The organism is uncultured Victivallis sp. (assembly GCF_944391105.1).
GTDB lineage: Bacteria > Verrucomicrobiota > Lentisphaeria > Victivallales > Victivallaceae > Victivallis.
The window spans coordinates 15,607-39,328 of record NZ_CALXSK010000009.1; the positions used below are offsets into that span (position 1 = coordinate 15,607).

Sequence of the window (23,722 nt, forward strand, 5' to 3'; positions counted from 1 at the left end):
GCGCCGGGGGGAGGGGATTTTTCTCTTCCCCCCTTGTTTTTTTTCGTTGTTTTTCGTTTTTTCATTTGTAAAATCACGGTTCCCGCGATATGGTTACGACCGGCTTTGCAGAGTTTTTTTCATAGGAGAGACCCAAATGAGATTGTTGAAATTACCGGTTCTAAGCGCCGCGTTTCTGACGGTGCTGTCGTTGTGTGCGGCGGAGGTCAACATGGTTATGTCGCTCGATGTGGCGGCGCTCATGGCACACCCGCAGTTTGTGAAGTTGCGCGGCGAATTCGACCGCGAAGCCGCCGCTGCCGGGGCGAAGAGCTCGTCCGATCAGCTTGCGGAGGCGAAAATGGATGAGTCGCTTCTGAAGGAGTGCCGGGTCACGGCCTATTTGAACGCCGATTCCCGTGAGGGGATCGTGGTGATCGACGCAGTCGAGGGGCAGGCGCAGAAGTGGTTCGATCTGCTCGGAGAGAACTTCGGATTCGTCAATGGCGGGACGAGAACCACCATCGCGGGGTGCCCCGCCCTGACCGGCACCATTTCCGAGGGACAGCGTGGCACGATCCTGCTGAAATCTCCGTCGCAGGTGCAGATTCTGCTGGGGGAGGCATTGGCGCTCCCGCTGAATTTCGGAGGAATCAACAAAAACCTCCTGCTTGCGGCTCGGAGCAACCGTCTGTTTACGCTGGCTGTGATCCCGCCCTCAGACGCGAACGCCTCTCCGCAGATGATGCTGCCGTTTCAGTCGTTGCAGCTTGTGACATTCGGGCTGGAAAACACCGTTCCGGAGGCGACGATTTCTTTTGAAGGGCTTTTCGCCTCGAACAACGCCGCGCTTCAGGCCAGGGATCTTTTCGATATGATGTTGCTTGGACTCATGCAGAATCCGGCCGTCGACCCCCGGCTTCTGCAGGGGATCGAATGCGTGGTCGATCATGCAAAGCTCATTTGCACCCGCAAGGTGGATGACGGCCTGGTCGCCGCGCTCAAGGAGCTCGTTCTGGCGAAACTTCTCAATCAGATTCCGGGGCAGGTTACAGCCGGAGAATCGGAACAGACTGCTCCTGAGGCATTGCCGTCAAAAGAGGCGATTCCCGTCCCCGCCGGGGAGGAATAGTCCATGCCGGAGAGAAAGGCTCTGCAGGATTTCTATTCCGGAATCCGCTGTCTGCACACGGGGATCGGGATCTTTCTCCGCACGCCGGCACTGTGGAAATACGCTCTGATTCCGATGGGGATCATTCTCGTCCTTTACGGGTTGCTGTTGTTCGTGCTGATCGCATGGGTGATCCCGCCGCTTGTCGGATTGCTGCCTGACCCGGCCGGGTGGAGCGTCTGGCTCCGCTGGCTGATCTACGCGGCCCGGGTGGTGATCGGCATCACTGCCGTGGCGGCGGCGTTGATGACGGGGGCGCTTTTGCTCACGACACTTTACGAAGCGTTCGGCGCGCCGTTTTTCGATGCTCTCGTGATGCGGTTCGAACGGATGCGTTACGGTGTGGAGCATGCTCCGCTCCCGTGGCGGAAGAATCTGGAGTTCATGCTGCAGTCGTTCTGTTATTCCATGGTGACGACGGGCTGGAGTCTGCTGCTTTTTCTGCCGGCGATGTTCATCCCGCTGGTCGGCTGGATTCCCCCGGTTCTGATTGTCGGATACCGATATGGGCTGACCTATACGTTTTCCAGCGCGTTCGCCGACGGTCTGGGGATCGCGCCGTTGCGTGAGGCTGCGTCCCGCCGGAGAATGGTGATGCTCGGATTCGGGTGTGCGGGTTATCTCTGGCTGCTGATTCCGTTTTCCGCGATTCTGCTGCTGCCCGGATTCGCGGTCGGCGGGGCGATGCTCTACCGGGAACAGCTGCGGCCGGCAATCGGGCTTGGAAGGGAGGATTTTTCCTGAAAAATCCGCCGGCCGGGGTTGAGAAAAACGTCCCGCGGGAGTATTTTATCTCATTGCACTCAGGTTCTCACAGGGAGGGATTTTTTCTATGCCGTCGGATTTCGTTCATCTGCATCTTCACACCCACTACAGTCTGCTCGATGGAGCCTGTACCGTCAAGGGGCTGGTCGATCTCGCAAAGGAGAACGACATGAATGCGATGGCGATCACCGACCACGGCTACATGGGCGGCGTGGAGGAGTTCCATCAGGTGCTTTCGGGCGCCGGGATCAATCCGATCGTCGGGGTTGAAGCGTACGTCGCTCCGGGTGACCGACGCGATTTCGATTCGAACAAGCCGTTCAACCGCGGCGGATTTCATTTGATTCTGCTCTGCGAGAACGAGCAGGGGTATCACAATCTCTGCAAGATGATGTCGGCGGCCAACAAGGATGGATTTCACTACAAGCCGCGGATCGACAAGGAGCTGCTGCGGCAGTACCATGAGGGGCTGATCTGTTCGAGCGCCTGCATCGGCAGCGAGATCTCCCAGTATTTCCTGCAGGGGAACGAGAAACGCGCCGAGCAGGCGATGCATGAATATCTCGACATCTTCGGGCCGGATCATTTCTTCATCGAGCTGATGGATCACTATATGGAGGATGAGAAGCGGTGCAACCGCTTCCTGATCGACCTCGCCCGCCGCAACAACCTCCGGATGATCGCGACCAATGACGTCCACTACATGCGCAAGGAAGACGCCGAGGCACACGAGATCATGCTCTGCATTCAGACCGGGGCGCGGCTCGCCGAGAAACACTTCAAGTTTTCCGGGCCGGACTACTATTTCAAGAGCGAACAGGAGATGAAGGAGCTGTTCCGCGAGGTTCCGGAGGCCGTGACGAACACCCGGCTCATCGCGGAGCGCTGCAGCATGAAATTCCACTACGTCCCGGAGGTCAACCACTACCCGAAATTCTACATGCCGGACGGGCGGCTGGCGGATAAGAACGATCTGCGCGAAGTCTGCTTCGACAACATGGAGTATCGCTACGGATTCGATCCGCGCAAGATCACTGAGCCGGATGCGAAGCAGAAGGAGATTCTAGACCGCATGGAGTATGAACTCGGCGTCATTGAAAAGACCGGGTTCATCAGTTATTTCTTCGTGGTGTCGGACTTCATCCGGCACGCGAAGGGGGAGGGGATTCCGGTCGGTCCGGGGCGCGGTTCCGGCGCCGGTTCGCTTGTGGCGTACCTGACGCGGATCACGGACATCGACCCGTTGCGGTTCCACCTCTTCTTCGAACGGTTTCTGAACCCGGAGCGCGTGAGCCCGCCGGATTTCGACATCGACTTCTGCGAAAAGCGGCGCGGTGAAGTGATCGACTACGTCCGGCAGAAATACGGCTTCGACAGCGTCGCGCAGATCTGCACCTACGGACTGCTGAAGGCGAAGGCGGTTGTGAAAGACGTCGCGCGCGTTCTCGGGCATGATTTCGAGTTCGGCAACCGGCTGACCAAACTGATTCCGGAGGATCCGAAGATGACGCTTGACAAGGCGGTCGAGCAGTCGAAGGAGCTCGCCGCACTCATCGAGAGTGATCCGGAGGTCGCGCAGGTGTTCAAGTTTGCGAAGGTGCTTGAGGGGCTGAACCGGCAGACCGGGATTCACGCCGCCGGAGTCATCATCGGCGACCAGCGGCTCGACAACCTTGTGCCGCTGGCCCGGAGCGCGTCGGACAGCATGGTCGTGCCGTTCCCGGCGCACCCGTGCGAGGAGCAGGGGCTCTTGAAGATGGACTTCCTCGGGCTGCGCACGCTTACGATCATCAAGAACGCGCTCGACATGATCAAAAAGAATCACGGAATCGACATCGACATGATGAAGATCCCGCTCGACGATCCGAAAACCTTTGAAATGCTCCGGCGCGGCGATACGGTCGCGGTGTTCCAGCTTGAATCCGGCGGCATGCAGAATCTCTGCCGGTCGTTCGGAGTGGAGACGCTCGAACACATCATCGCGCTACTGGCGATCTACCGCCCCGGGCCGATGCAGTTCATCCCGGACTTCATCGCGCGCAAGAAAGGCGAGGCGGAGATCATCTACGACCATCCGCTCATGGAGGCATGCCTCAAGGAGACCTACGGAATCATGCTCTATCAGGAGCAGATCATGCAGGTTGTGCAGGTGCTCGCCGGCTTCACGCTCGGCGGTGCGGACATTCTGCGCCGGGCGATCGGCAAGAAGAAGGTCGACGTTCTCGCCAAGCAGAAGGAGAAGTTCTTCAAGGGGTGCAAGGAGACGAACAACATCGATGAGGCGCTCGCGGATCAGATCTGGGAGAAGATCAAGTTGTTTGCGGGATACGGTTTCAACAAGTCGCACTCTGCGGCCTACGGATTCGTCTGTTATCAGACGGCGTATTTGAAGGCGAACTACCCGGTGGAGTTCATGGCCGCGGTGCTCACGAGCGAACTTGAGTCGGCCGATCAGATCGCGTTTCTGATCAACGCGTGCCGGGAGATGGGGATCAAGGTGCTGCCTCCGGACGTGAATTCGTCCGAGATCAGTTTTTCGGTGGACTCCGGCTGCATCCGCTTCGGACTCGGGGCGATCAAAGGAGTCGGCGAAGTGGCGGCTTCAAAGATCATCTCGAGCCGTGAGACGGATGGAAAATTCGAGAGCTTCCTCGACTTCTGTGAACGGTGCGGCACCGACGTGAATTCACGCATGCTGGAACATCTGACCAGGGCGGGCGCTCTCGACACGCTCGGGCTGCGGCGCAGTCAGATTCTGATGGTGGCCGAGCCGATGATGAGTTTCGCCGCAAGCCGTGCGAAGGACAGGGCGGCGGGGCAGGGATCCCTCTTCGATCTGCTCGGAGCGGATGACGGAGCGGACGAAGTCTGTTCGGTGCCGATTCCGGACATTCCGGAGTTCGACCGCGAGGAGATTCTGCGCAGTGAGAAGGAGCTGCTCGGATTTTACGTGACCGGGCATCCGCTCGATCCGTACGCCGAACTGGTGAAGACCTATTCGAGCTGCCCGATCCGGCGCATTGAAAAACTTCCGGACAATTCACAGATCCGGATCGCCGGTATGGTCGGCAGTTTTACGAGCAAATTCAGCAAGAAGAGCGGTAAGCCGTTCGGGGTTATGCTTCTGGAGGATCTGGACTCGTCGGTGGAGTGCATGCTCTACGAGCGCGCGTTGAATGATCTGTCGCAGCAGGGGGTGACGCTTGAACCGGGGTTGCCGGTGCTCGCAACGGTGACGGTCAGCAAGCGTGACGAGGCGGAAAAGCCGCGGGTCATCGTCGAGAAAGTCATGCCGCTGGCGGAGGCGCCGAACGAATTGACCGAGGAGCTGCACATCCACTTGTACGCGGATAAACTTGAGCCGGGTGTTCTCGGCAAGGTATCCGAGGCGTGTTTCCGGATGCCGGGCAAGGCGATGGTCGTGCTCTGCCTGGTCGGGGTGGATGACTCCGTGACGTTCATCGAGGCGCGCCGAGACCGGATCACGGTGACGAAGGCGCTGCTCGATGAACTCGACCGGCTTTTGACGCCGGGCCACTGGAGATTGAAGGCAATTCCCTACACGCCGCCGACGCGCCGTGCCTGGAATCGCGACCGCGAAAAGGAATCTTCCGCGGCTTCCGCCCGCTAGTTGCGGGGAAACGATCATCTGCCGAGATTGCCGGAGAGATGATTCCGGGGGATCGACACCTGGTAGCTCTTCTGCTGCCGGACGAATCCGCCGCTTTGCGGCAGCACGGCGTCGACGTCGTTTCCGGAAACGGTCAAATAGGCCGATCCTTCCATCTCAATGAGCGGCAGATCGGAGCTTCCGACGATGTCGATTTCGTTGTCGATGATCCGGATATGCGAGGCGGTCGGAGCGCTTTTCCCGGGAGCGGCCGCGCCGGCGCCGATTCGGAACAGAGTCTTCGCTTCCGTCTGGAAGCGGTTGCCGGAGATCTCGATGTTGCGGGGCGCGACGAATTCGAATCCGTTGCGGCCGACCGCTTCCGGACGGATGTTCATGAAAAACGGGTGCGAGAGCGAATCGATCACGACATTGTCCACAAAGAGCCAGTTGCGTCCTCCGGCGAGGAAGCGTGAAACGCCGTCCTCAAACCGGTTCCCGGTGATGACCAGCCCGTGGCTCTGGTTGTCCGGCAGCATCAGCATATCCGGAATGTCCCGGGTCGTTTCCAGTGTTTCGAACGGTCCGAACGGTGTGTCGATGGTCACTTTCAGAAGTCGGCCTTCCGGTTCGACCGAGAGAATGCGCGCTTCTTTTTCTACGCCGGTTTCTCCGGCGGAGGCGCGGATGAGCCCGAGACGACGGCCCGCGGCCAGAGTGCGGGGATCCCAATCAGACGAGTTCACGTAAATGGTTTTGCCATCCGTTTTTGCCGCGGGATGCACGTAGGAGTGGATGTTCATGAAGTCATCGCCGACGTGCCGGATCTCATTCCCCTTCACGAGTCCGCCGAGGCTGATGTTGCGCATGTAGATTCCGTCGGCCGAAGTGGAGACGAAACTGCCCGGCAGCGCTTCCACTTTACAGTTCACAACGAACGGCCTTTCAGCCGAGTTGTTCAGAATCGCCATCGCCGAAGAGGTGTTTATCGTGATGTTTTCGAGACGGGTTCGGCTGGAATTGGCGTTGTTGATGGTGTGATTCCCATAAGTTCTGGCGTAGAACGCAATGCGGCTGCCGATGGTGTAGTGCTTCGCGGTCGGAGTGAACGAATTGAGTTTGAAGTCAAACGTGTTGTCGTCGATCCGGGTTACGGTCGGCGCACCCTGATGCGGGGCGACGGAACTGCGCGCGGGGCGCAGGGAACCGGGAATCCGTTCCGGAGAGTAGACCCGCATGAGACCCCGGGTCTGCGCCTCCCGGAACATCGGTTCGGTCGGAGCGGTCATGCCCGGATCAATTACGACGCGAATGGTGTCGTCGGCCGGAAATCCTGTGATGACGCCGGTTGTGTAGGGGACTTTCCGATAAGTCAAGGTGAGATTCTTCACGCCGACGTTGTCGCAGTTGAGAATGCGGATCGCCACATCAAGGGGGCCGGGCAGCAGAATTTCCGTGCCGTGTTCCCCGACGAGGCGGAGATTTTTCAGATTGTCGAGCTTCACGTTGCCGGTTTCCGGGCCGACGCACCGTATGAGATATCGTCCGCGCGGCAGAAACACGGTGCGTCTGCCGGTGGTGTCGGCCGCTGCGGCTGCGATTGCCTTGCGGAGCGCTTCCCCATCATCGGCCGAGCCGTCTCCTCTGGCTCCGAAATCCCTGACGTTGTAGTGTCTGCTTTCGTCGATCACGGGAGTGTTCCGGGCAAACTCGATCTCTTCCGCGAGGCGGGTGAGCAGATAATCATAGTCGGCCTTCAGACTTGCCGTTTGTTCGGCATCCCGTTCGATCGCCCGTTCCAGATTCGTGAGAATCTTTTTCTGAGCCGCCAGCCACTCGCCGAGCAGCGGATCGGTTGCGGCGATTGTTTCGAGGGTCGTCCGTGAGAGCAGATCGTCCCGTCTGCAGTTGAGATCGGAGAGTGACGGGTCCGCGGCGAAGAGAGCTCCGGCCAGAAGCGCGCCGAAGCCGGCGAGTATCCTTTTCGACATCATATTGAGATTCCTTCGGGGTGGATGGTTACTGTACATTCCAGTGCTTATCCTGCGTACCCTGCCAGTAGATGACCACCTCTTGAATGGACGGAGACTGGCCCTGGGCAAGCATGACGGTATTGATAAGAGTGGCATGGCCGTCCATGAAGAGCATGTTGTTGCCGTTGACGTGGTGGAATCTCCACTCGCTTTTTACATGCGCAGGCATCGGATTCTCCCAGCGCCACCAGACGGACTGCCCGTAGGTGGAGGGATTCAGATAGTAGTCGATCACCGGATGATAGGCGTCGGAAATTGCCATCGCGCGTGACGGCGCCCGTAATTTTCCCGGACGCGGGGCCACCTTGTATGCCGCCATGGTCGAAACATCGATCGCTCCGATATTGAAGGTGTAGTGCAAATAGTCGTTCCCGTCATGCTGCGGCGCCGACGGGCAGTGAATGAGAACGTTTTTGCCCGCTTTTGCCGGAGAGGTCAAGTAGTTCAGACGGACCAGCGCCGTCGCCCAGTGGGAGGCGTTGGCGGGATTGGAGGCGTATCCGTAGGCGGCGTCATAGTAGGGAATCGTCCAGAAGTCGTTGTAGTCGTTCGCGTAGAGCATTTCCGAAAGCCCGAACTGCTTCTGGTTTGAAAGGCAGGAGATGCTCTTTCCCCGTTCCCGCGCCTGATTCAGCGCCGGCAGCAGCATCGATGCGAGAATCGCGATGATCGCTATAACGACCAGAAGTTCAATCAATGTGAAGTGACGCATCATAAAGGGTGCGGCTTTGCGGGGGACGGCATTGCATTTCATCTCCATAGTCACTTTCCTCTGGGGTTGATGATTATTGTGGGGGTTATGGTGTCTGGATCGTTGGTTCGGGCACCGGGAAAATCATTTTTCTTTCAATTTTTTCATGGTTTTTCCTTCGATGAATTCCGGAGAGACCATGGCGTACTGCGCCGGGAGTTCCGGATTGGCGAGCCGCGCTCGAATCAGTTCGAAGGCCCGGATTGCGTGGTCGCGCAGCGATACCTTCAGGTAGGTGGGTTCCGGCCGGTAGAATTCCAGTTCCTGCCGGTCTCCGATGGCGACGACGGAAACATCCTCCGGGACGCGCAGACCAAGATCCGAGAAGGCCGCCATGACTCCCGAGAGAAACGGAACGCGTGTGATGATTGCCGTAAAGGGAGGGTGCGTGCCGATCGACTTGAGTTTCTCGTAGATTGTCCGGTGAGGGAGTTCAAACCGCGGCGTTTCCACGAGAATCGACAGGGGGTCGACGGCAGCGGCCCCGATGGTTTCCGTGATCCGCTGTTTCCAGACGGAGTGAAAAGTCGGGACATCGACGCTCTGCTGGTCGTTCATAAGCGAACACTGTTCAACAAGGGCGATGCGGGTGTGTCCCGCTTCCGCGAGTTTGTCGAGGATGATCCGAAATTCGACTTCCATGGAACCGCAAACGGCGTCAAGCCCGAAGTAGTGGGCGGGGATGCCGATGAATACAACCGGTTTTTCGTTTTTCTGAAGCTTTTTGAGCAGCTCGGACGGCATCTGCGTGATCGGCTGCGGGGCAAAGCAGACAAGAGCGTCGAAATTAGTCCAGGCGTCCAGCAGCGCCCGGTCCTCCCAGTGCCGGATCGACACCATCTTCGGCAGCCACCCTTCATGTTCCGCGGTTTCGCTGGCGTACATCACGAAATCGGAATTCTCCGGTGCCGTCCAGGCCGGAACCACGATCCCGAGCTGCCGCTGCACCTTGTGCCCCGGAATCGTGTGTGAAACAAAGGTGCCCACTCTCGGAATCCGCTCCAGATACTTTTCCGCCACTAGGGTGCCGATGGCTTTGCGGACGGTCATGTAGCTTGCATTCAGCTGCTCCGTCAATTCGCGTTCGGATGGGAGTACCGAGCCGCGCGGAAAATTCCCGAGCTCAATCTGGCGCAGCAGCTGCTCCCGGATTCCCGCCGTTTTTCCGCCGTACGTCCTCTTTTCCATTCTCGCTCCTGCCTTTATAAAATATCTTATCTTGCTATATATTATAGCAGACTGCGATCTATTTGCCAAGAGGTGTCAAAGATTTTTTTCAAAAATTTTTTTTCATGCCGTTCCGGCAGGAAGCTCCCGCCGTATCGATACATTGCCGAAGGGAAGACGCAGAGGGGGGCGGGAGACGGGTTCGGGCTGATTCGGATCAGTCGCCGGACGATCGAAAAGGCGATGAAACAAAAAATGCCTCCGCCGGTCGATTGGGGCCGGTCGGAGGCGGCAGGCAGAACGGCTATTTGCGTCTGGACAGTTCGTACAGGAAACCGGACCCGTCCGGCGAAAAGACCCGGGCGGGGAATCGGATCGTTCCTTTTCCGGAACGGGAGAACGGAACTTTTCCCAGACGTCTGCCGGAGGAATCGACGCGATAGAGTTCGAATTCCGCGTCGGAGGACACGCCGCACTCGATTTCCGCTTCTCCCCGTTCTGCGAGGAAACGGCCTTTGCTGAATTGTTCCAGGCGGGTTCCGGCGGCGTTTCCGAACTTCAATTTTTCAACCTGCGTATCGGTCAGGTGGAGCAGCAGGATTCGATCGGATTGATCCAGCGGCGTTCCGGTAGTGGAGATTGCCGCGAAGACGCCGCGCCCGACGTGGTTCCGTACCTGAAGAAAATCACCCCGGCCTGTACTTTCAGCGGGCAGGATCACCGCTTCACAGGTCGGCGAGACGACCCGGAACGTGCCTTTTTCTGCATTCAGTTCGATCTGACCGGTGGCGGAGCGATACCGTTTCCGATCCAAATCGAACAGGTTGCCGGAGATCACTCCGGCCCGGGCCATCGAATCCAGTACGCCGAACGATTGTTCTCCGCCAATGGGGAAGGTCGGGAGAGTTTTCGGAAATGCGGCCGGGGAGGCCCCCGCCAGTTTCAGCCAGCCCGCATACCGCGACGCATCCGGAGCCGTTCCGGGAGGCACGACCAGGGAGCCGATTCTGACGAGCAACCCGAGCCTGATAAGATCTCCGGCCGGCATCGCCGAAAACGGCGCGTGCCCATTCGCATCCAGCAGGAGGGCTAGACAGATCGGAGCTGGTCGCACCCCGCGGTCCAGGAAAAGACGGATTCCGATCAGCTGGGAAAGATATTTGACCGGATCCTGCGCCGAAGCGAAGAAGTCGCCTTCCCCGGTTGTTTCCCCTTCCAGCTGCCGGGGATGATGGGTGTAGACGAAGTGAAAGAGTCCGTCCCAATCCTGCAGTGCGGCATATGCTCCGGTCAAAACCGGTCCCTCGGCCCGGAAACGATTCGGCGCGGGGAAGTCGAACTCGGTCACCATCATCGGCCGGTCGAGCAGACGCGACAGCATCAGCCGCGCGGGGGATTCCGCTTCGCTCCGGATCACGGACTGATTTCGCAGCCGGGAAGGGGGATTCCAGCGGTTGACTCCCACATAGACCGGATGATCCCAGTATTTGTGAATATCCACATAGTCGTATGCCGCCCGCAGAACCGTCGTGCGCAGGGCTGTGGTTGCATTTTGGTCGTTGAGCGGGATCGTTACTCCGAGCTCTCGCACAAATTGCTCCAGATCACGGTAGGATTCCTCATAGATTTCCGTGAGGAAGTCGGCATAGACCGGATTGTCCGCTGAAGCGGGACTTTCCGGCAGCGAGTGTTCTTTCAGCCATTCTGCGAACAGTTTCCGATACAATGCGACGCTTTCCGGAGCATGGGTCCAGGTGCGATATACGTCGTTTTCATTGATGAGGGAGAGCGAGAAGAGAACCGGATCGTCTTTCAACGCGAGGCCCGTGTAGGGATTGACATGCGTGAGCCACGCCCGGGAGAACTCTTTCAGATTTTCGCGGGCGGATTTCAGAACGCAGACCAGCGCCTTGTAGCCGCCGAGTTGAAACTGTTTTCCCGGGAACTCCGGAATTTCCCCCGGTTCCGTCTGCCGGACGACGTAGAGGTCCGTGGAAATGTAGATTCCTCTCTCCTTGAGGCAGGCAATGAAATATTCCAGCCGGTCCAGCCGGTCCGGGTCGAGAACGGTGGAGGTTCCGTTCTCATGCCGCACGAGCAGATGATCGTGGTTGTGGATTCGGACGGCATTGTATCCTGCCGCCGCGATCCGGTCGGCGATCTTCTCCGCCTGTTTCTTGTCGAGGAACAGCGCGTTGCCTCCCAGATTCGTTCCGTAGAAGCGGATCGGTTCATCCGGACGGTCCCGGAATACGAATTTCCCGTTGCGGACCATGATCGGTCCGTATTTCCCCGCGGGCGCATCGAGGGTATTCGAGAAATCGAGAACGGAGCCTGGCAGAACGTCTCGTTTGTAGAGGATCGGTTTCCACTCCGTCCCTTCGGTGATGAACACCGGGATGTCTTTGCCGCGCGGCGGGCACGCATCGTGGAGAGATGCCGCGACAATCCCCCAGACCGACCGCCCCAGAGCTTCAAAGCTCAGGCTTTGAACCGGTTTGGAGTCGATCGGAAAGCTCGAGCGGTACAGGCCCACCAGAGAACTGGGATTTTCCCCTGTCCATGCCACCGTGCCGTTCGGACAATTCTGCGGCATCCACCAGTTGTCGACATCCCTTCCGCCGCAGACCGTGATCCGGGTCGATGTTCCGTCGGTGTAGGAAATCTGAACGGTTCCGATCGGTTTTTTCTCCGGCCATGCGAGCGCGTGGAGCAGAGAAAGGTATTTTCCGGAAGGTTGTTCAGGCTGTTCGATCTCCACCGGTCCGGAGTGGCCGGGACGATTGCCGCCCAGCACCAGGCAGGTTTTGCGATTGTTCTCTTTCGGGTCGACGATGGAAAATTCGATTCCGTCGAACCTCTGTTTTCCGGTCGGAAGCAGCCTGAGATCGTTCTCTGCTCCCTGATCGGTCCAGCCGCCGACGCCGTCTTCCGCCTGCTGATCGCGAAATTCCCGGTTGAATCCGGCCCGCAGGTCCAGCGGCTTGCTCCGGTAGGGGATTTGCGAGATGATCAGCGACAGGCGGGCCTGTTGCAGTTCCCCTTCGGACGGCGTAAACAGAATGCGGAGCGAATAACCGGGAAACTTCCATTTGCTGTTATCCTGCAGGTGCAGTTCGAAATCCCCTCGGAAACGCAGCAGGCTCTCCTTCAGCGGAATGATCAGTTCGGTCGCTTTTCCCCGGTACAGAAGAATTTTCCCGCTTCTGGACGCATTCTCCGGCAGTTGAACGGCGCTGCTGTTGACCTGCAGCGTTTCGCCGTCGAACAAGGCGTTCGGCAGCGTTGCTTCGAGCATGACCCGGGCTGTTTGAACCGGGCGGGGGAAATTCAGTTCCGCCTGAAGATCCCATTCGGTTTCCGATTTTCGCCGAAATGTTTCCTGCAGAATCCCTTCCGCCTGATCCGGAAGCGGGAAGCGGGTTTCGCAGCGGTATTCCGTCGCACCGGAATCTTTCGTCACCTGCCCGGGCAGGCTGCTCTGGGAAACGGTCTGTTTCCAGCCGGGAGTGACGCAACTGACCGAAAAACGGAGCGAATCAGCCTGAATGCATCCGTTCGAATCCATCTCCAGAGCCTGCGCATGAAATAACATCCCGGCAAAGGCAAGCATCCAGACGCAACTGATTTTTTTCATAAACGATCCATCCTTTACAGTATTTTGATTCCGTTCATATCGCGGATGTAGTTGCTTCCCCATTGCAGCTGTCGGCGCAGGTCGTTGTAAGACATGCTTTTCACCGAACCGCTGAGATTGAGCATGTTGCATCGGTTCTGATGGCGCAGAATGATGCTGCAGTCCTCCCGTGGAAGAGCGAAATTCTGAATCTGGTCTTTCCCGGACTTGGTGGCGCTGCTGCCGGAATAGATACTGTCGACCAGCAGAATGGTGTTTTCCAGCGATCCCCGGGCGATATAGGGCCGGTTGGTGTTCAGAGCCGCCTGAATCCGGGAACGCTTGATCGCCAGTTGCGCCGCCCATGCTTCCAGGATGCAGACGTTCATACCGTAAACCTGCGCCGATATGGACACTCCGGATTCCGACTCCGGCATGACCGGCATGGAGGGACAGCGCAGCAGTTGATACCGTTTATCGTACTCCTTGTTCGTATTCTTTTCACCGGCGAAGTCGGAAATATACCATGCCCAGCTCTTTCCGGATTGGATCGGCGCCGGGTAATAGTCGTCGGAATCGTTGGCGTACATGTCGAAAAAGAGGCCGCACTGCTTCAGATTGTTCGTGCATGAGATGCTTTTGGCCCGTTCCCGCGACTGGTTCAGTGCCGGGAGCAGCATTGCCGCAAGGATCGCAATAATCGCAATTACAACCAGCAATTCAATCAATGTAAAATTTGAATGCGGCAGTTTTCGGTTGTGAAAAAGAGTTATCATGATCTTCCGCTCCTTCCCCGGCTGTTTTTGCGAGTTTGTTTTCTCATTGTATTTGCAAATTTGCAACAACATGTATATTATACAGGAAAAACACGATTAGAACAATGTGAAAACAGTTAAAAAACTTGCGATTTTATGAATTTCTTGGATGATCCGTATCTCTTTTCCCAGGAGACCGACTACGCGAATCTGCTTTCTGTGAAACTCTATGAATATTCCCGGGCGGATTTTGACCGCTGTTCCGTAAATACTTACGCATTCAATCGAATTTTTGCGGTTTATTCTTCGACCGGGCCGGTTTCCACCGTGGGGTCACCGATGTTCGGCGGCGAGTTGCCGATGGAGCCGGGGAGTCTCTTTTTCTTCAGTGCGGGAGTTCCGGTTTCGTTCCACTTCCGGCACGGAACCTGTTTTTACGCATTCCATTACAATCTGCAGCTGCTTCCGTTTTCCGAGATCTTTCTGAGTTTTGCGCATATGGAGCGGAGAATGGCTCCCGAGATCATCCGGGAGTTGGACCGGATCAGCAGTCTTCCGGTTGACGGAATTCAGCGGGCGTGCAAGATCAAGGGGATGCTTTTTCAGATCACGGCGGATTTTCTTCCCCGCAACCTGATAACGTTTCAGAACGCCATTACTTCGCGGTATCGCAAGATGCTGGATTATATTGAGCGGAACATTCATGCGAAAATCACCATTGACGAACTGGCGGAAGTCGCGGGAATGCATCGCAGCACGTTGTCGCGTTCCTTTTCGCAGGATACCGGCATCACCTTGAAGAAATACCTTTCGCATCAGCTGCAGCTTCGGGCTGCGCTGCTGTTGCGCGAGTCAAAACTGTCGATCAAGGAAATTGCCCGGCGGTTGAACTTCAACGACGAGTATTATTTTTCCCATTTTTTCAAGCGGGAAAGCGGAGTCTCCCCCCGGGAGTTTCGCCAGCAGATCTTTGAAGTGGCCGCCCGAAACCGGTGAATTCGGAATGGGGGGGGGACCTTCCGCCGGAGTCAGGTGCGGTCGAATTCGGGGATGAGAAAGTGCCCGGGGAGGGGCCAGTCGCCGCGTATGAAGAGGTGCCAGGGGACGGAGGATACCTCCCAGCGGAAGTCGATTCCAAGCCGGTCGGGACAGAAGCCGAACTCCACACGCCGGATTCCGGTGAACGGCAGCAATGATGCGAGTTTCTCCCAGCGGACGGGCCGGTCGGCGAGGAGTTCGTGCAGTTTCAGCGTATCTCCGCATGCCTCCGCCGCGATCGCAATTCCGGGCGCGAGGCGATAGAGCCGGTCGGCGAAATCCCCGTACAGGTGAAAGCAGCGGAGTTCGAAGTCGTTGTTGACTGAGAAGATCGAGGAGGGCAGCCGCCGGATCGAGGCGAGTTCCCGCAGTTCATCCGGCGCGGCCTTGACGGGACGGCATTCTGGATTGTCGACCGCAACGTCCGCGACCGGCAAGTGCATCGTTCTCGGTTCGAAACCGAATTTCGGATAGAAATCGAGCACATTCCCGTTTGCAAAGAGGAAAACCGGCGTCCCGGAATAACGGCGCAGAATTCCGTCGAGCAGTCTCCGCACATGCCCTTTCCCGCGTTCGGGCGGAGTGCAGGCGATGCCGTTGAGTTGAATCGCGCGGAGCTCTTTGCCGCCCACGCGGAGATTCAGGCGCGAAAGCCCGGCATGTGCAATCATGCGCGGACCGTCAAAGAGGGCGTAACTCTCGTATTTTTCGTTCCACATTCCGAGCCGGAACCAGAAGTCGAGATCGAAGTCGAACACTTCGCGCAGCAGAACCTTCTGGGCTGCGGCAAATTCCGGGTCGTAGTGATTCCGCATCTGGACGGGCCGCTGTTTGTGTTTCGCGCGTGCTTCACGGAAAAAGCCAGCAAGCAGCGCCGCCGCCGCTTCCGCACAGACCCCGCCGGTAACTTGCGGATGGAACAGGGCTCCGGGATGACCGGGGATCCCGAATACGGAACAGCCGCCGAAGCGGGGATCGGCAACACCGTAGACGATCCGGCGCACGCGGGCATTCACAAGCGCACCCGCACACATCGGACACGGTTCCTTGGTCACATAGACGGTCACATCCTCCATGCGCCAGTCTCCGCGGAGCGTTTCAAGCTCCCGCAGCAGTTCGAGTTCGGCATGGGCGGAGGAGCTTTGTTTCTCCTCGACCCGGTTGCGGGCGCGGGCGACCGCTCTCCCTGCGACGACGGCGACCGCGCCGACCGGAGTCTCCCCCGCGGCTGCGGCCTCCCGTGCGCAATTCAGGGCAAGGAGCATGAAGTCAGTATCGGCGGAATCGGTCATCAGCTTACTTTTCGATCACATCCGCACGCAGTACAACAGTCATGTAGAGCGCAAAGACCAGTCGGACATAGTGGTCGCCGTACTGATAGTTGAAGGTGATGGTACGGTCGGGGCGGTCGGTCGCATCCGGCACGCCGTCGCCGTAGTAGAGCAGATCGTTGATGGTTTTCGCCTCCCGCGTAAAGGTGAAGTCGACCTTCCGGATGAGACTTTTGATCGCGTCGTACTTCTCCTTGCTGTTCGGGGAGAGGTCGGGATTTTTCAGAATCGCGATCTCCTCCGGAAAGAGCTTCGGAACCTCGAGGTCTTCGGAGGGGAGACGTTTGGTCGCGCAGCCGGCAAGAAGCGCGCAGGCGGCTCCGGCAAGAAGAAAGCGGGAGAAAATTTTCATACTTGTTCCTTTTTCGATTTGCATTTCCGTAAAAAGCGGTTATATTCTATCTCATACTTCGGATTGCGGGTGTAGCAAAACGGTCATGCTCCAGCTTCCCAAGCTGGCGACGCCGGTTCGACTCCGGTCACCCGCTCCATTTTTTTGCCTTCGTCATGCCTTTAGTATACACGTTTGAACGGCGGATTGCAAGGGGAACTCACTTTTTTTCCGGATTCCAGGCGATGCCGATCATGTATTCGGAAGCGGTTTCGTCGAATTGCAGCTGGACGTTGAGTTTGCCCGATTCCGGAGGCACGCCCGAGGAAAGGGACGAATTCTGAATGTTGTCGAACCTTCTCCCATGCGAAGAGCCGAATTTATGCCAGCCGCTCCTCGCGCCGAGACAGACGTAACTCGACTGGAACGAATGGCTGGAGAGTTCCTGCCGCGAAATTCCACTTGAGCTCATTCCGGCCACTTCCGCCTTCAGGTTCCCATCCGGCATCTCGGTCAGGCCCGCCGCGATCCGCAGCAGCGGTTTGCCCGGAATTTCGATCTCAAGCAGCAGCCGGGAGGGAAGCAGGGGCGTGCGGCGGATACGGTGTTTCGCTGCGACGATGCCGTTCTCCCCGGGGGGCGTGGGCAGCTTGATCCGTTCCCGGATCGGTGCGAGCCGTTCGAGCAGAAACGCCTGTTTCTCCGGCATTTTCTCGGTGCTGTCGAGCAGAGTTCCGACTTCGCTGAGAAAATCAGGGGCGGCGAAATCATCGAGAACCTCTTCCGCGAGGGAGCGGAAGAATCGTTCGGCTTCCGGCTCAAGCGGCTCATCGATCCCCAGGAAGTACTGCCAGATGATGAGCTTTTCCGCCCGGTCGGGCGGGGTGTCGCGCAGTACCTTTGTGAAGATTTCGCGCCGTTCGGCGGCGGGGAGGTATCGCAACCCGCCCATCAGTGCGAAAGCGCGCGGGTCGGCGGCGGCGAACTTTCTCAGAAATTCGAGATCGGCTTCCGCTTCTGAATGTTTCCACCGGAAGTAAAGCAGTTCCCCGTAAGGCAGACGGCAGTTGAGTTCCTCGAACATCTGCTGCCTTTCCGGGAAACGGAGCGTCAAGGTGACGGACGGGGCATTTTTCTCGAATCGGACGATGCCGCCGAAGCCGTTGCCGGAATCGCGGCGGAATCCCTGCGACTCGAGAGCGCGGACAAGTTTCTGCCGTTCTTCCGGAGTGCGTGGCGGATCGAACCGGTAGAGCGCGACGGTGTTGATGTATTTCCCGCGCCCGGTGTAGAGCGGTGCGGCTCCCGGAAAGGCGGAGAGGTCGAGGTCGAGAAGGAGCGGGGTCGTCTCGTCCACCGGAATTTCCGGAAGTCTCGCAACGGGCTTGTTGCGCCGCTTTTCCAGAATTCCGTTCCACTGTTTCGCCGCGAGGGCGGCGATGCGTTCGAGCGATTTCCGCTTCCCCTCCGGATTGGTGGTTGCGGCGAGGAAAGTCCCGGAGAAGTTAAGTGGGTTTTCCGTGAGGGAGATCCCTTTCCATAAAAAGGAGACGGAGTGAATTCCCATTGCGGTTTCGATCCGGAAACAGCGGAACAGTTTCATCTTCCCGGTGAACGACTCAAAGAGATCGTTCGCCGCTGCCGCTTCCGGGCAGAGGTTGCGGATCAGGATTTTCCGGAAGCCGCGAACGGGTTCGGGCGGCAGATACTCCACGCGGGTGACGACCACCGGCAGCTTTTGCAGCAGATTGTCGACGGGAACCGGCTCTCCGAAACGCCGGATTTCGCACAGCGGGCCGGAATTCGCTTGGAACGCTTCGGCCAGCAGTTCGCACAGTTCGGCGGTTTCCCCGTCCGGAGAGCCCGGAATCAGGATCATGTTTTCGACTTCGATATGGAGCGGGCCGTGGTCGTTGCTTCTGAAATTCACCATTGTCGCGGAGTTTTCGTACACGTGGCTCGACTGCGCCGAAAAGAGCGTGAGCCCGGCCGCCAGCGCGGCGGCCGCGAGGAGTCCGACGGCGATTTTTCCGCCGCGCCCGGTTTCGCCGCCTTCTGCGGAGATTTTTCTGCGTGCGTCGCGACGGAAGAGCAGCACGTACAAGGTATACACTCCGCAGCCTGCCGTCAGCGCCCAGTAGAATGAAGAGTCAAACGGGGAAAGCATCGCCCGGATCAGCAGAAAATTGATCATCCAGCTGAAAATCAGAAAGTTGCGGGCTTTGATGCTGCCGTGCAGAATCCGGACGGCTGCGATGTATTCGCAGATCGCCAGAACCAGCACCAGCGCAGTTCCCGCAAGCAGAAGAGGCAGATGTTCCCCGTTGAACTCATAATTCCCGCCGTCTTTCCGGGTTCCCGCATAAAGCCGGATTGCCGCGAAGGTCGCCGCCACTCCCGCGAGCATCACGATTTTCATGACGCTGTAAATGCGGCCGAAGGCGGAGACCAGCTTCAGCGGCAGATCCGGCAGCGGTGAACGTTCGCGCACTTCCGGCAGGGCATCACACTCTGCGAGCAATTTTTCCGCAGCCCCGGAGTCAATTGCGCCGTTTTCGACAAGGCGGCGAATCTGCTCCGTCTCGGGGGAGGGGACGAGTGCAAGTCTGCGCCGGTAACGATCGCGCCGGATCAGGATCACGGTACACGCAGCAGACGCCGCAACGATTGCGACCGGGAGCCAGACCGTCAGCAGATTCCAGCGCAACGCGGTCAGAATGAGTTCAGCCATGTGATTGTCTCCTGATAATTTTCAGATGAAGGCAAGCTGTTCGGCGGCCTGTTCCGCACTGATTTCGCCGCGTTCGACCCTGGCGATGATCTGCATGCGCGCGTCGCGGCGGTCTCGATCGAGTTCCTGAAGGCTCGCGATGACCCGGTCCAGCCGCGCCCGGACAGTCGGATAGGAGAGGTGCAGAATCTTCCCTACCTCCTTGAGCGAACCGGCTGACAGAACGAAGAGTTCGATGAATTCCCGTTCTTCCGCGTTCAGTCGTGCGAGCCGGGGCAGTTCGATCTTCCCCTCAAGCGCCACGCCGCAGTTCCGGCAGCAGAGTTTTTCGACGGTGAGCTCTCCGCCGCAGTTCTGACAGATATGCGAAAAGTGATCCCGTGCCATTTTTCACCCCTTTCCGGAATTAATGATACCACATTTTTCAATAAAATCAAGATTGAAATAAATAAAATTGAAATAAAAATAAATTTTATTTATATTTCGGCCGGTGAAACAGAGAGGAAAAAAGACACCGCCCGGATCATCTTGCGACGACCCGGGCGGGCTTCATAATTGCCTCCTCCAGGCAACTCCGAGCACTTTCCCTCGTGATGGAAATAAAATCCTCTGGAAAATTGCATCTGAATGGTGCTTTGTTTCAAAAATAACGCTTCTTTTTGATAAAGTCAAGTGATTACTGATATTTTGTTTGCTTTTTTTAAAAAAATACTTTTTTTGTTCAGAAAAAGCGTACCGCCAAGCCGGAGGTACGACAGCAATGATGGCTGATGAAGAAAAAAACCGGGAGATTCAGATCATGCTTCGTGCTTCAGCTGCATGTATCCGAAAACCGTGTTTTTCAGTCGATCTGCGAACTGGTACAGTTCGGCCGTGGTCTGGATCGCGATTTTTTCCTCCGCGTTTCCATCGAACAAGCCGATGGACTTGCGTTCCGGATTGTTGAAATAAAGGCGGCAGATCGGTTTGCGGTTGTTGTTCTGGTAGAGAATGGCGCAGTAACTCTTGGCGTCCCGCATGGCAACGTCCTCCACCGGAATGGTCTGGCAGAGAATGGCCCGGATAATATTGTGTGCATCGACCTCATCCTGCGTTGTCGTGATTCCGCCGGAGCTTTCCTCGGCGGGAGGCGCCGCGGCGGCGGCGATTTCCTCGGATTTGGCCTCCGTAGTGTTCAGCGCGTTGTTCAGATGGGATTTGACTTGGTCGTTGATGATCGTGTCGATGGCCGACTTGACCAGCGGTGTGATTTTCTCCCGGACCTTCTCCGTGAAGGAGCTGCCGCCGCAATCCATTTTCCGGAACACCATGCGGACGAACTCCTCGGAGGGATTGGCCAGTTCCTCCTTGAGCACGTTGCGTATCGAGGTTGCGCATTTCAGCACATCGGCGCGGTTCCGGATGCTCGCTTCGTCGAAGTTGCTTTTCGAGAATTTGACGAGTTCGCCGAAGTCGATTTTGTCGAGTTCCCGGAGGTTGATTTCGAGGAAGGGTCTGGTATCCATCTTATTCGCTTCGTCGAGGTCGGTGAAGAATTTGTAGACGATGCCGTTGGTCAACACTCCGAAGCGGGCGCGGGTCGCATGAAAATACCGGAACAGCTGGCTCTCATTGTCGACACAGAGTTCACAGTGGCAGGATTTGCATTCGATCAGGATCGCCGGCTCTCCATCATGAAAAATCGCATAGTCGACCTTTTCTCCTTTTTTGATACCGAGGTCGGCGGTGAATTCCGGGATGACCTCTTCCGGATCGAAAATGTCATATCCGAGAAGCTGGATGAAGGGCATCACGAACGCATTTTTGGTCGCTTCTTCCGTTTCGATTCGATCGAACGTCTTCTCGATGCGTTCCGCAATTTTCTTGAGCGCGTCTTTCATGGCAATTTTCCTTTCCCCCGACAAGGTGATTTCCATATGCAGAATTATAGCAGTATTTTCCGTAGAAGTCAAGCAATGAATGCTTAATTTCCCGTTTTTCTTCTTCGCCGGGGTGTGGCGAGGAAAACGTTCTTTAGTGAGTGGGGATTGAAAACCTCTTGGTAAAATGTTATCAGGTAAACCAGATGTGAATTTCTGCAATTCCAAGCGAAGGCGGGCGATTTCGGTTTGCGAACTTGCAATTGACCGGCGATGGATTATATTATCCCAGAGGTTTTTCCATAAAAATTGCCCTATCGGAGAGAGATGTGCAATGAAAACCTTTCTGCTTTTTCTCGCCTTGATGGCGGGCTTGTTCTGCATGGCGGCGGACGGTGATATTCTCAGTCTGTCGGAGTTTCTGGTGCAAATCGGCCGCAACAGAACCTTCGTTTATCCGGTGAATACGAGGCCGCTGACGATTCCCGCTTATTCCATCGTTTCCATTAAACAAAAAAAAGATCCAGCCCGGACAAAACCGGTGGGCGAAATTCCCGCGTATGCGGTCGATCATTTCTTCCAATGGATCAACATTATCGTAAAAAAACAAGTCATCAATGAAAATTTGAGAACGGAAATCATCGCGTTGCCGGATGTCTTTTTGTTCGAGAACAGAATGCCGGACGGGGGGCACGTGTTTTCGTGGATATCCGATATTCTGCTTGTTCGCAACAATACTCTGCCGGAATCCTGGTCGTGGGACACCGGTTCCTCGTTTGTTTTCTGTCTGACCGGGATAGAGAACGACTTTGCTGATGAAAAGCGGATTCGGGAACACATCACGACGACTCTTTCCCGATACACGAACTTCTTTCAGGAAGATTGGATGCCGCATTATACGTTCGACGCAGAACAGAAGAATGGAATCTGGCAGGGAAAATGCGAGCTCTCGCAGCAGGAATCTCCTTTCTGGATGAGGAGCGTTGAATTTATTGCGGGACGTGACTTCACCTGTTTGTTTTTTGCCGAGCTGCACGAGGAAAGGTGTTTTCTCCGGCGAAACCGGCCGGGGGATGACGACCGGTTCTGATTCCACGCTCTACGGAAAAACGCCGCTCCGTTCAGGCGAACGGCGCGGCGTCGGGAACATGGGATGGATGGCTTTTACAGCATCGCGTCCGGAACCCATTGCAGCGTGTCACCGTAAGCGACGCCGACCACCCAGTTCGGGCGCGTACCCGGCGCAACGCGCTGAATCGTGGCGCGGAGCGTGTGCTCCCCGGCGGCGAAATCCATCGTCACTTCCTGATTCCACGGTGCGCGGTGGAACGAGGGCGCCATGTCGCCCGGCGCGCGCCGGAACGCGAGGACTCCGTCGATTTCGACGATCACCTGCGACTTCGTGTTGAACATCACGACATAGCGGCCGGGCTGATCGATTTTGAAACGGAAATCCAGCACAAGTTCGTGTTTTTCCGGCAGCTCCTCCGGCCATTCGGCGAAGGTTCCGTCGAACACAACCTCCTGCTCCGGCTCGGCCTGACTGCGCGGCGGACGCACCACCGCGCGCGCATGAACCGGGCGCGGTTTGAAACTTGTCGCCGGGCACGGTTCGAGCACAATGCGTTTGCTCATCTCGCAGATCAGATCCGAAAATGCGTCGATGGTCGGCGGCGGCGTGATCCCCCGGATTCCCGGACTCAGCACCATGCTCCGGCCGATCGGTGCGAGCCACTTTTCCGGAATTCCATCGGGGTTCATGATTCCGAGAATCGCGCCGACGGTTGCACCCGTGCAGTCGGTGTCCTCGCCGAAATTCACCGCGTCGCAGATCGACTTGCTGAAATCGCCTTTCCCAAGCAGCAGACCCGCGACCATGATCGGAAAATTCACCTTCACATCCGTGAAGTTGTCGCTTTTGTATTTTGTCATGATCTCCCGGAAGAGGTAATCGAATTCGGGTTTTTCGTCGAACCAGCGGATCGCGTCCTCGATGCCGATCCGGAGCTTCGAGTCCGCCGGAATCTGCGCCTTGCCGATCTCGATGATTTTGCGCACGTCGTTCTCGACGAATGCGGCGGACTCCATCGCCGCCAGGAACACCTCCGCCCACATGCCGTCCCCGGCGTGGTCGACGCACGCATCCTCGTATGCGAGTTTCGCGGCGCGTTCCGGATCGCCCGGCGCGAGGCACGCCCAGATTTCCGAACGGATCGCGCACCCCATCCCGTCGACGAACCAGTTGTCGTAACTGCCCGAAAACGGCGGCTCGATTCCGTTCTTCAAATTGCGGATCGCCACCGCGTACTCATCCCACGGAAAGCCGACGTTCTTCAGCCACGCCTCCGCAAGCACGCGGCTGTTGACCACCGGCCGCGGATTCCCCGCGATCGTCATCGCCCAGACCACCTGAAGGTCGAGGTCGTCGTTCGGAACCATCGTCTGCGGAACCGGATCGTAAAACTCCAGATGGTGCGGCCCGTCCCATCCTTCCACCGGCGCCCCCAGGGTTCCGCCGACCGCCTTGCCGAGCCAGCAGCCCAGCACCTTCTTCCTGTAAAGCTGTTCGTCCATATCCGTTCTCC

General features: G+C 57.4%; 16 protein-coding genes and 1 tRNA gene. 5 read left to right on the forward strand and 12 right to left on the reverse strand.

Annotation, left to right across the window (positions count from 1 at the left end; all coding sequences use genetic code 11):
• The first annotated feature begins 136 nt into the window (after window positions 1-136).
• From Q0K10_RS04730 to dnaE, 3 genes are all read left to right on the forward strand, one after another.
• Window positions 137-1,111 carry a hypothetical protein gene (locus Q0K10_RS04730; protein WP_294503904.1) on the forward strand — a complete coding sequence of 325 codons (975 nt, stop codon included), beginning with the start codon at window positions 137-139 and terminating at the stop codon, window positions 1,109-1,111.
• Window positions 1,112-1,114: 3 nt separating this feature from the next.
• Window positions 1,115-1,894, forward strand: a complete 780-nt coding sequence (locus Q0K10_RS04735) for an EI24 domain-containing protein (RefSeq protein ID WP_294503906.1) — start codon at window positions 1,115-1,117, stop codon at window positions 1,892-1,894.
• Between the two features lie 88 nt (window positions 1,895-1,982).
• A complete protein-coding gene (gene dnaE, locus Q0K10_RS04740; RefSeq protein ID WP_294503908.1) occupies window positions 1,983-5,546 on the forward strand; it encodes a DNA polymerase III subunit alpha in 3,564 nt (1,187 codons plus the stop codon).
• A 14-nt stretch (window positions 5,547-5,560) separates the two neighbouring features.
• Here dnaE and Q0K10_RS04745 read toward each other — a convergent pair whose 3' ends face one another.
• The 5 genes from Q0K10_RS04745 to Q0K10_RS04765 all read right to left on the reverse strand — a co-directional run bounded on the left by Q0K10_RS04745 (window position 5,561) and on the right by Q0K10_RS04765 (window position 13,868).
• The gene (locus Q0K10_RS04745; RefSeq protein ID WP_294503910.1) at window positions 5,561-7,519 is read right to left on the reverse strand and encodes a glycosyl hydrolase family 28-related protein; all 1,959 of its coding nucleotides are present in this window, start codon (window positions 7,517-7,519) and stop codon (window positions 5,561-5,563) included.
• Between the two features lie 25 nt (window positions 7,520-7,544).
• Window positions 7,545-8,318 (reverse strand): type II secretion system protein, encoded by a 774-nt coding sequence (locus Q0K10_RS04750; RefSeq protein WP_294503911.1) that lies wholly within the window; start codon window positions 8,316-8,318, stop codon window positions 7,545-7,547.
• A gap of 75 nt (window positions 8,319-8,393) precedes the next feature.
• The gene (locus tag Q0K10_RS04755) at window positions 8,394-9,497 is read right to left on the reverse strand and encodes a substrate-binding domain-containing protein (RefSeq protein WP_294503912.1); all 1,104 of its coding nucleotides are present in this window, start codon (window positions 9,495-9,497) and stop codon (window positions 8,394-8,396) included.
• Between the two features lie 283 nt (window positions 9,498-9,780).
• Entirely contained in the window at window positions 9,781-13,113 is a 3,333-nt protein-coding gene (locus tag Q0K10_RS04760; protein WP_294503916.1) for a hypothetical protein, read from the reverse strand.
• A gap of 14 nt (window positions 13,114-13,127) precedes the next feature.
• Entirely contained in the window at window positions 13,128-13,868 is a 741-nt protein-coding gene (locus Q0K10_RS04765) for a prepilin-type N-terminal cleavage/methylation domain-containing protein (RefSeq protein ID WP_294503918.1), read from the reverse strand.
• Between the two features lie 135 nt (window positions 13,869-14,003).
• Here Q0K10_RS04765 and Q0K10_RS04770 point away from each other — a divergent pair, with 135 nt between their 5' ends.
• The gene (locus tag Q0K10_RS04770; protein ID WP_294503919.1) at window positions 14,004-14,843 is read left to right on the forward strand and encodes an AraC family transcriptional regulator; all 840 of its coding nucleotides are present in this window, start codon (window positions 14,004-14,006) and stop codon (window positions 14,841-14,843) included.
• 32 nt (window positions 14,844-14,875) lie between these two features.
• Here the strand turns inward: Q0K10_RS04770 and Q0K10_RS04775 are convergent, their stop codons facing one another.
• Window positions 14,876-16,177, reverse strand: coding sequence for a GNAT family N-acetyltransferase (locus Q0K10_RS04775; RefSeq protein ID WP_294503923.1), 1,302 nt, complete (start codon window positions 16,175-16,177; stop codon window positions 14,876-14,878).
• A gap of 4 nt (window positions 16,178-16,181) precedes the next feature.
• Complete coding sequence (locus tag Q0K10_RS04780) at window positions 16,182-16,568, reverse strand: hypothetical protein (protein ID WP_294479613.1); 387 nt, start codon at window positions 16,566-16,568, stop codon at window positions 16,182-16,184.
• 65 nt (window positions 16,569-16,633) lie between these two features.
• Between Q0K10_RS04780 and Q0K10_RS04785 the strand changes: the two genes are divergently transcribed.
• A tRNA-Gly gene (locus Q0K10_RS04785) sits at window positions 16,634-16,707 on the forward strand.
• 60 nt (window positions 16,708-16,767) lie between these two features.
• On the opposite strand, the gene Q0K10_RS04790 is transcribed toward Q0K10_RS04785, so the two are convergent.
• From Q0K10_RS04790 to Q0K10_RS04810, 5 genes are all read right to left on the reverse strand, one after another.
• A complete protein-coding gene (locus Q0K10_RS04790) occupies window positions 16,768-19,278 on the reverse strand; it encodes a hypothetical protein (protein WP_294503926.1) in 2,511 nt (836 codons plus the stop codon).
• A gap of 21 nt (window positions 19,279-19,299) precedes the next feature.
• Window positions 19,300-19,665, reverse strand: a complete 366-nt coding sequence (locus Q0K10_RS04795; protein ID WP_294503928.1) for a DUF2089 domain-containing protein — start codon at window positions 19,663-19,665, stop codon at window positions 19,300-19,302.
• A gap of 410 nt (window positions 19,666-20,075) precedes the next feature.
• Window positions 20,076-21,158 carry a type I restriction endonuclease gene (locus tag Q0K10_RS04800; protein ID WP_294503931.1) on the reverse strand — a complete coding sequence of 361 codons (1,083 nt, stop codon included), beginning with the start codon at window positions 21,156-21,158 and terminating at the stop codon, window positions 20,076-20,078.
• Window positions 21,159-21,420: 262 nt separating this feature from the next.
• On the reverse strand, window positions 21,421-22,233 hold the full coding sequence (locus Q0K10_RS04805; protein ID WP_294503934.1) for a hypothetical protein: 813 nt from the start codon (window positions 22,231-22,233) through the stop codon (window positions 21,421-21,423).
• Between the two features lie 68 nt (window positions 22,234-22,301).
• Complete coding sequence (locus Q0K10_RS04810) at window positions 22,302-23,711, reverse strand: ADP-ribosylglycohydrolase family protein (protein WP_294503937.1); 1,410 nt, start codon at window positions 23,709-23,711, stop codon at window positions 22,302-22,304.
• Window positions 23,712-23,722 lie beyond the last annotated feature (11 nt).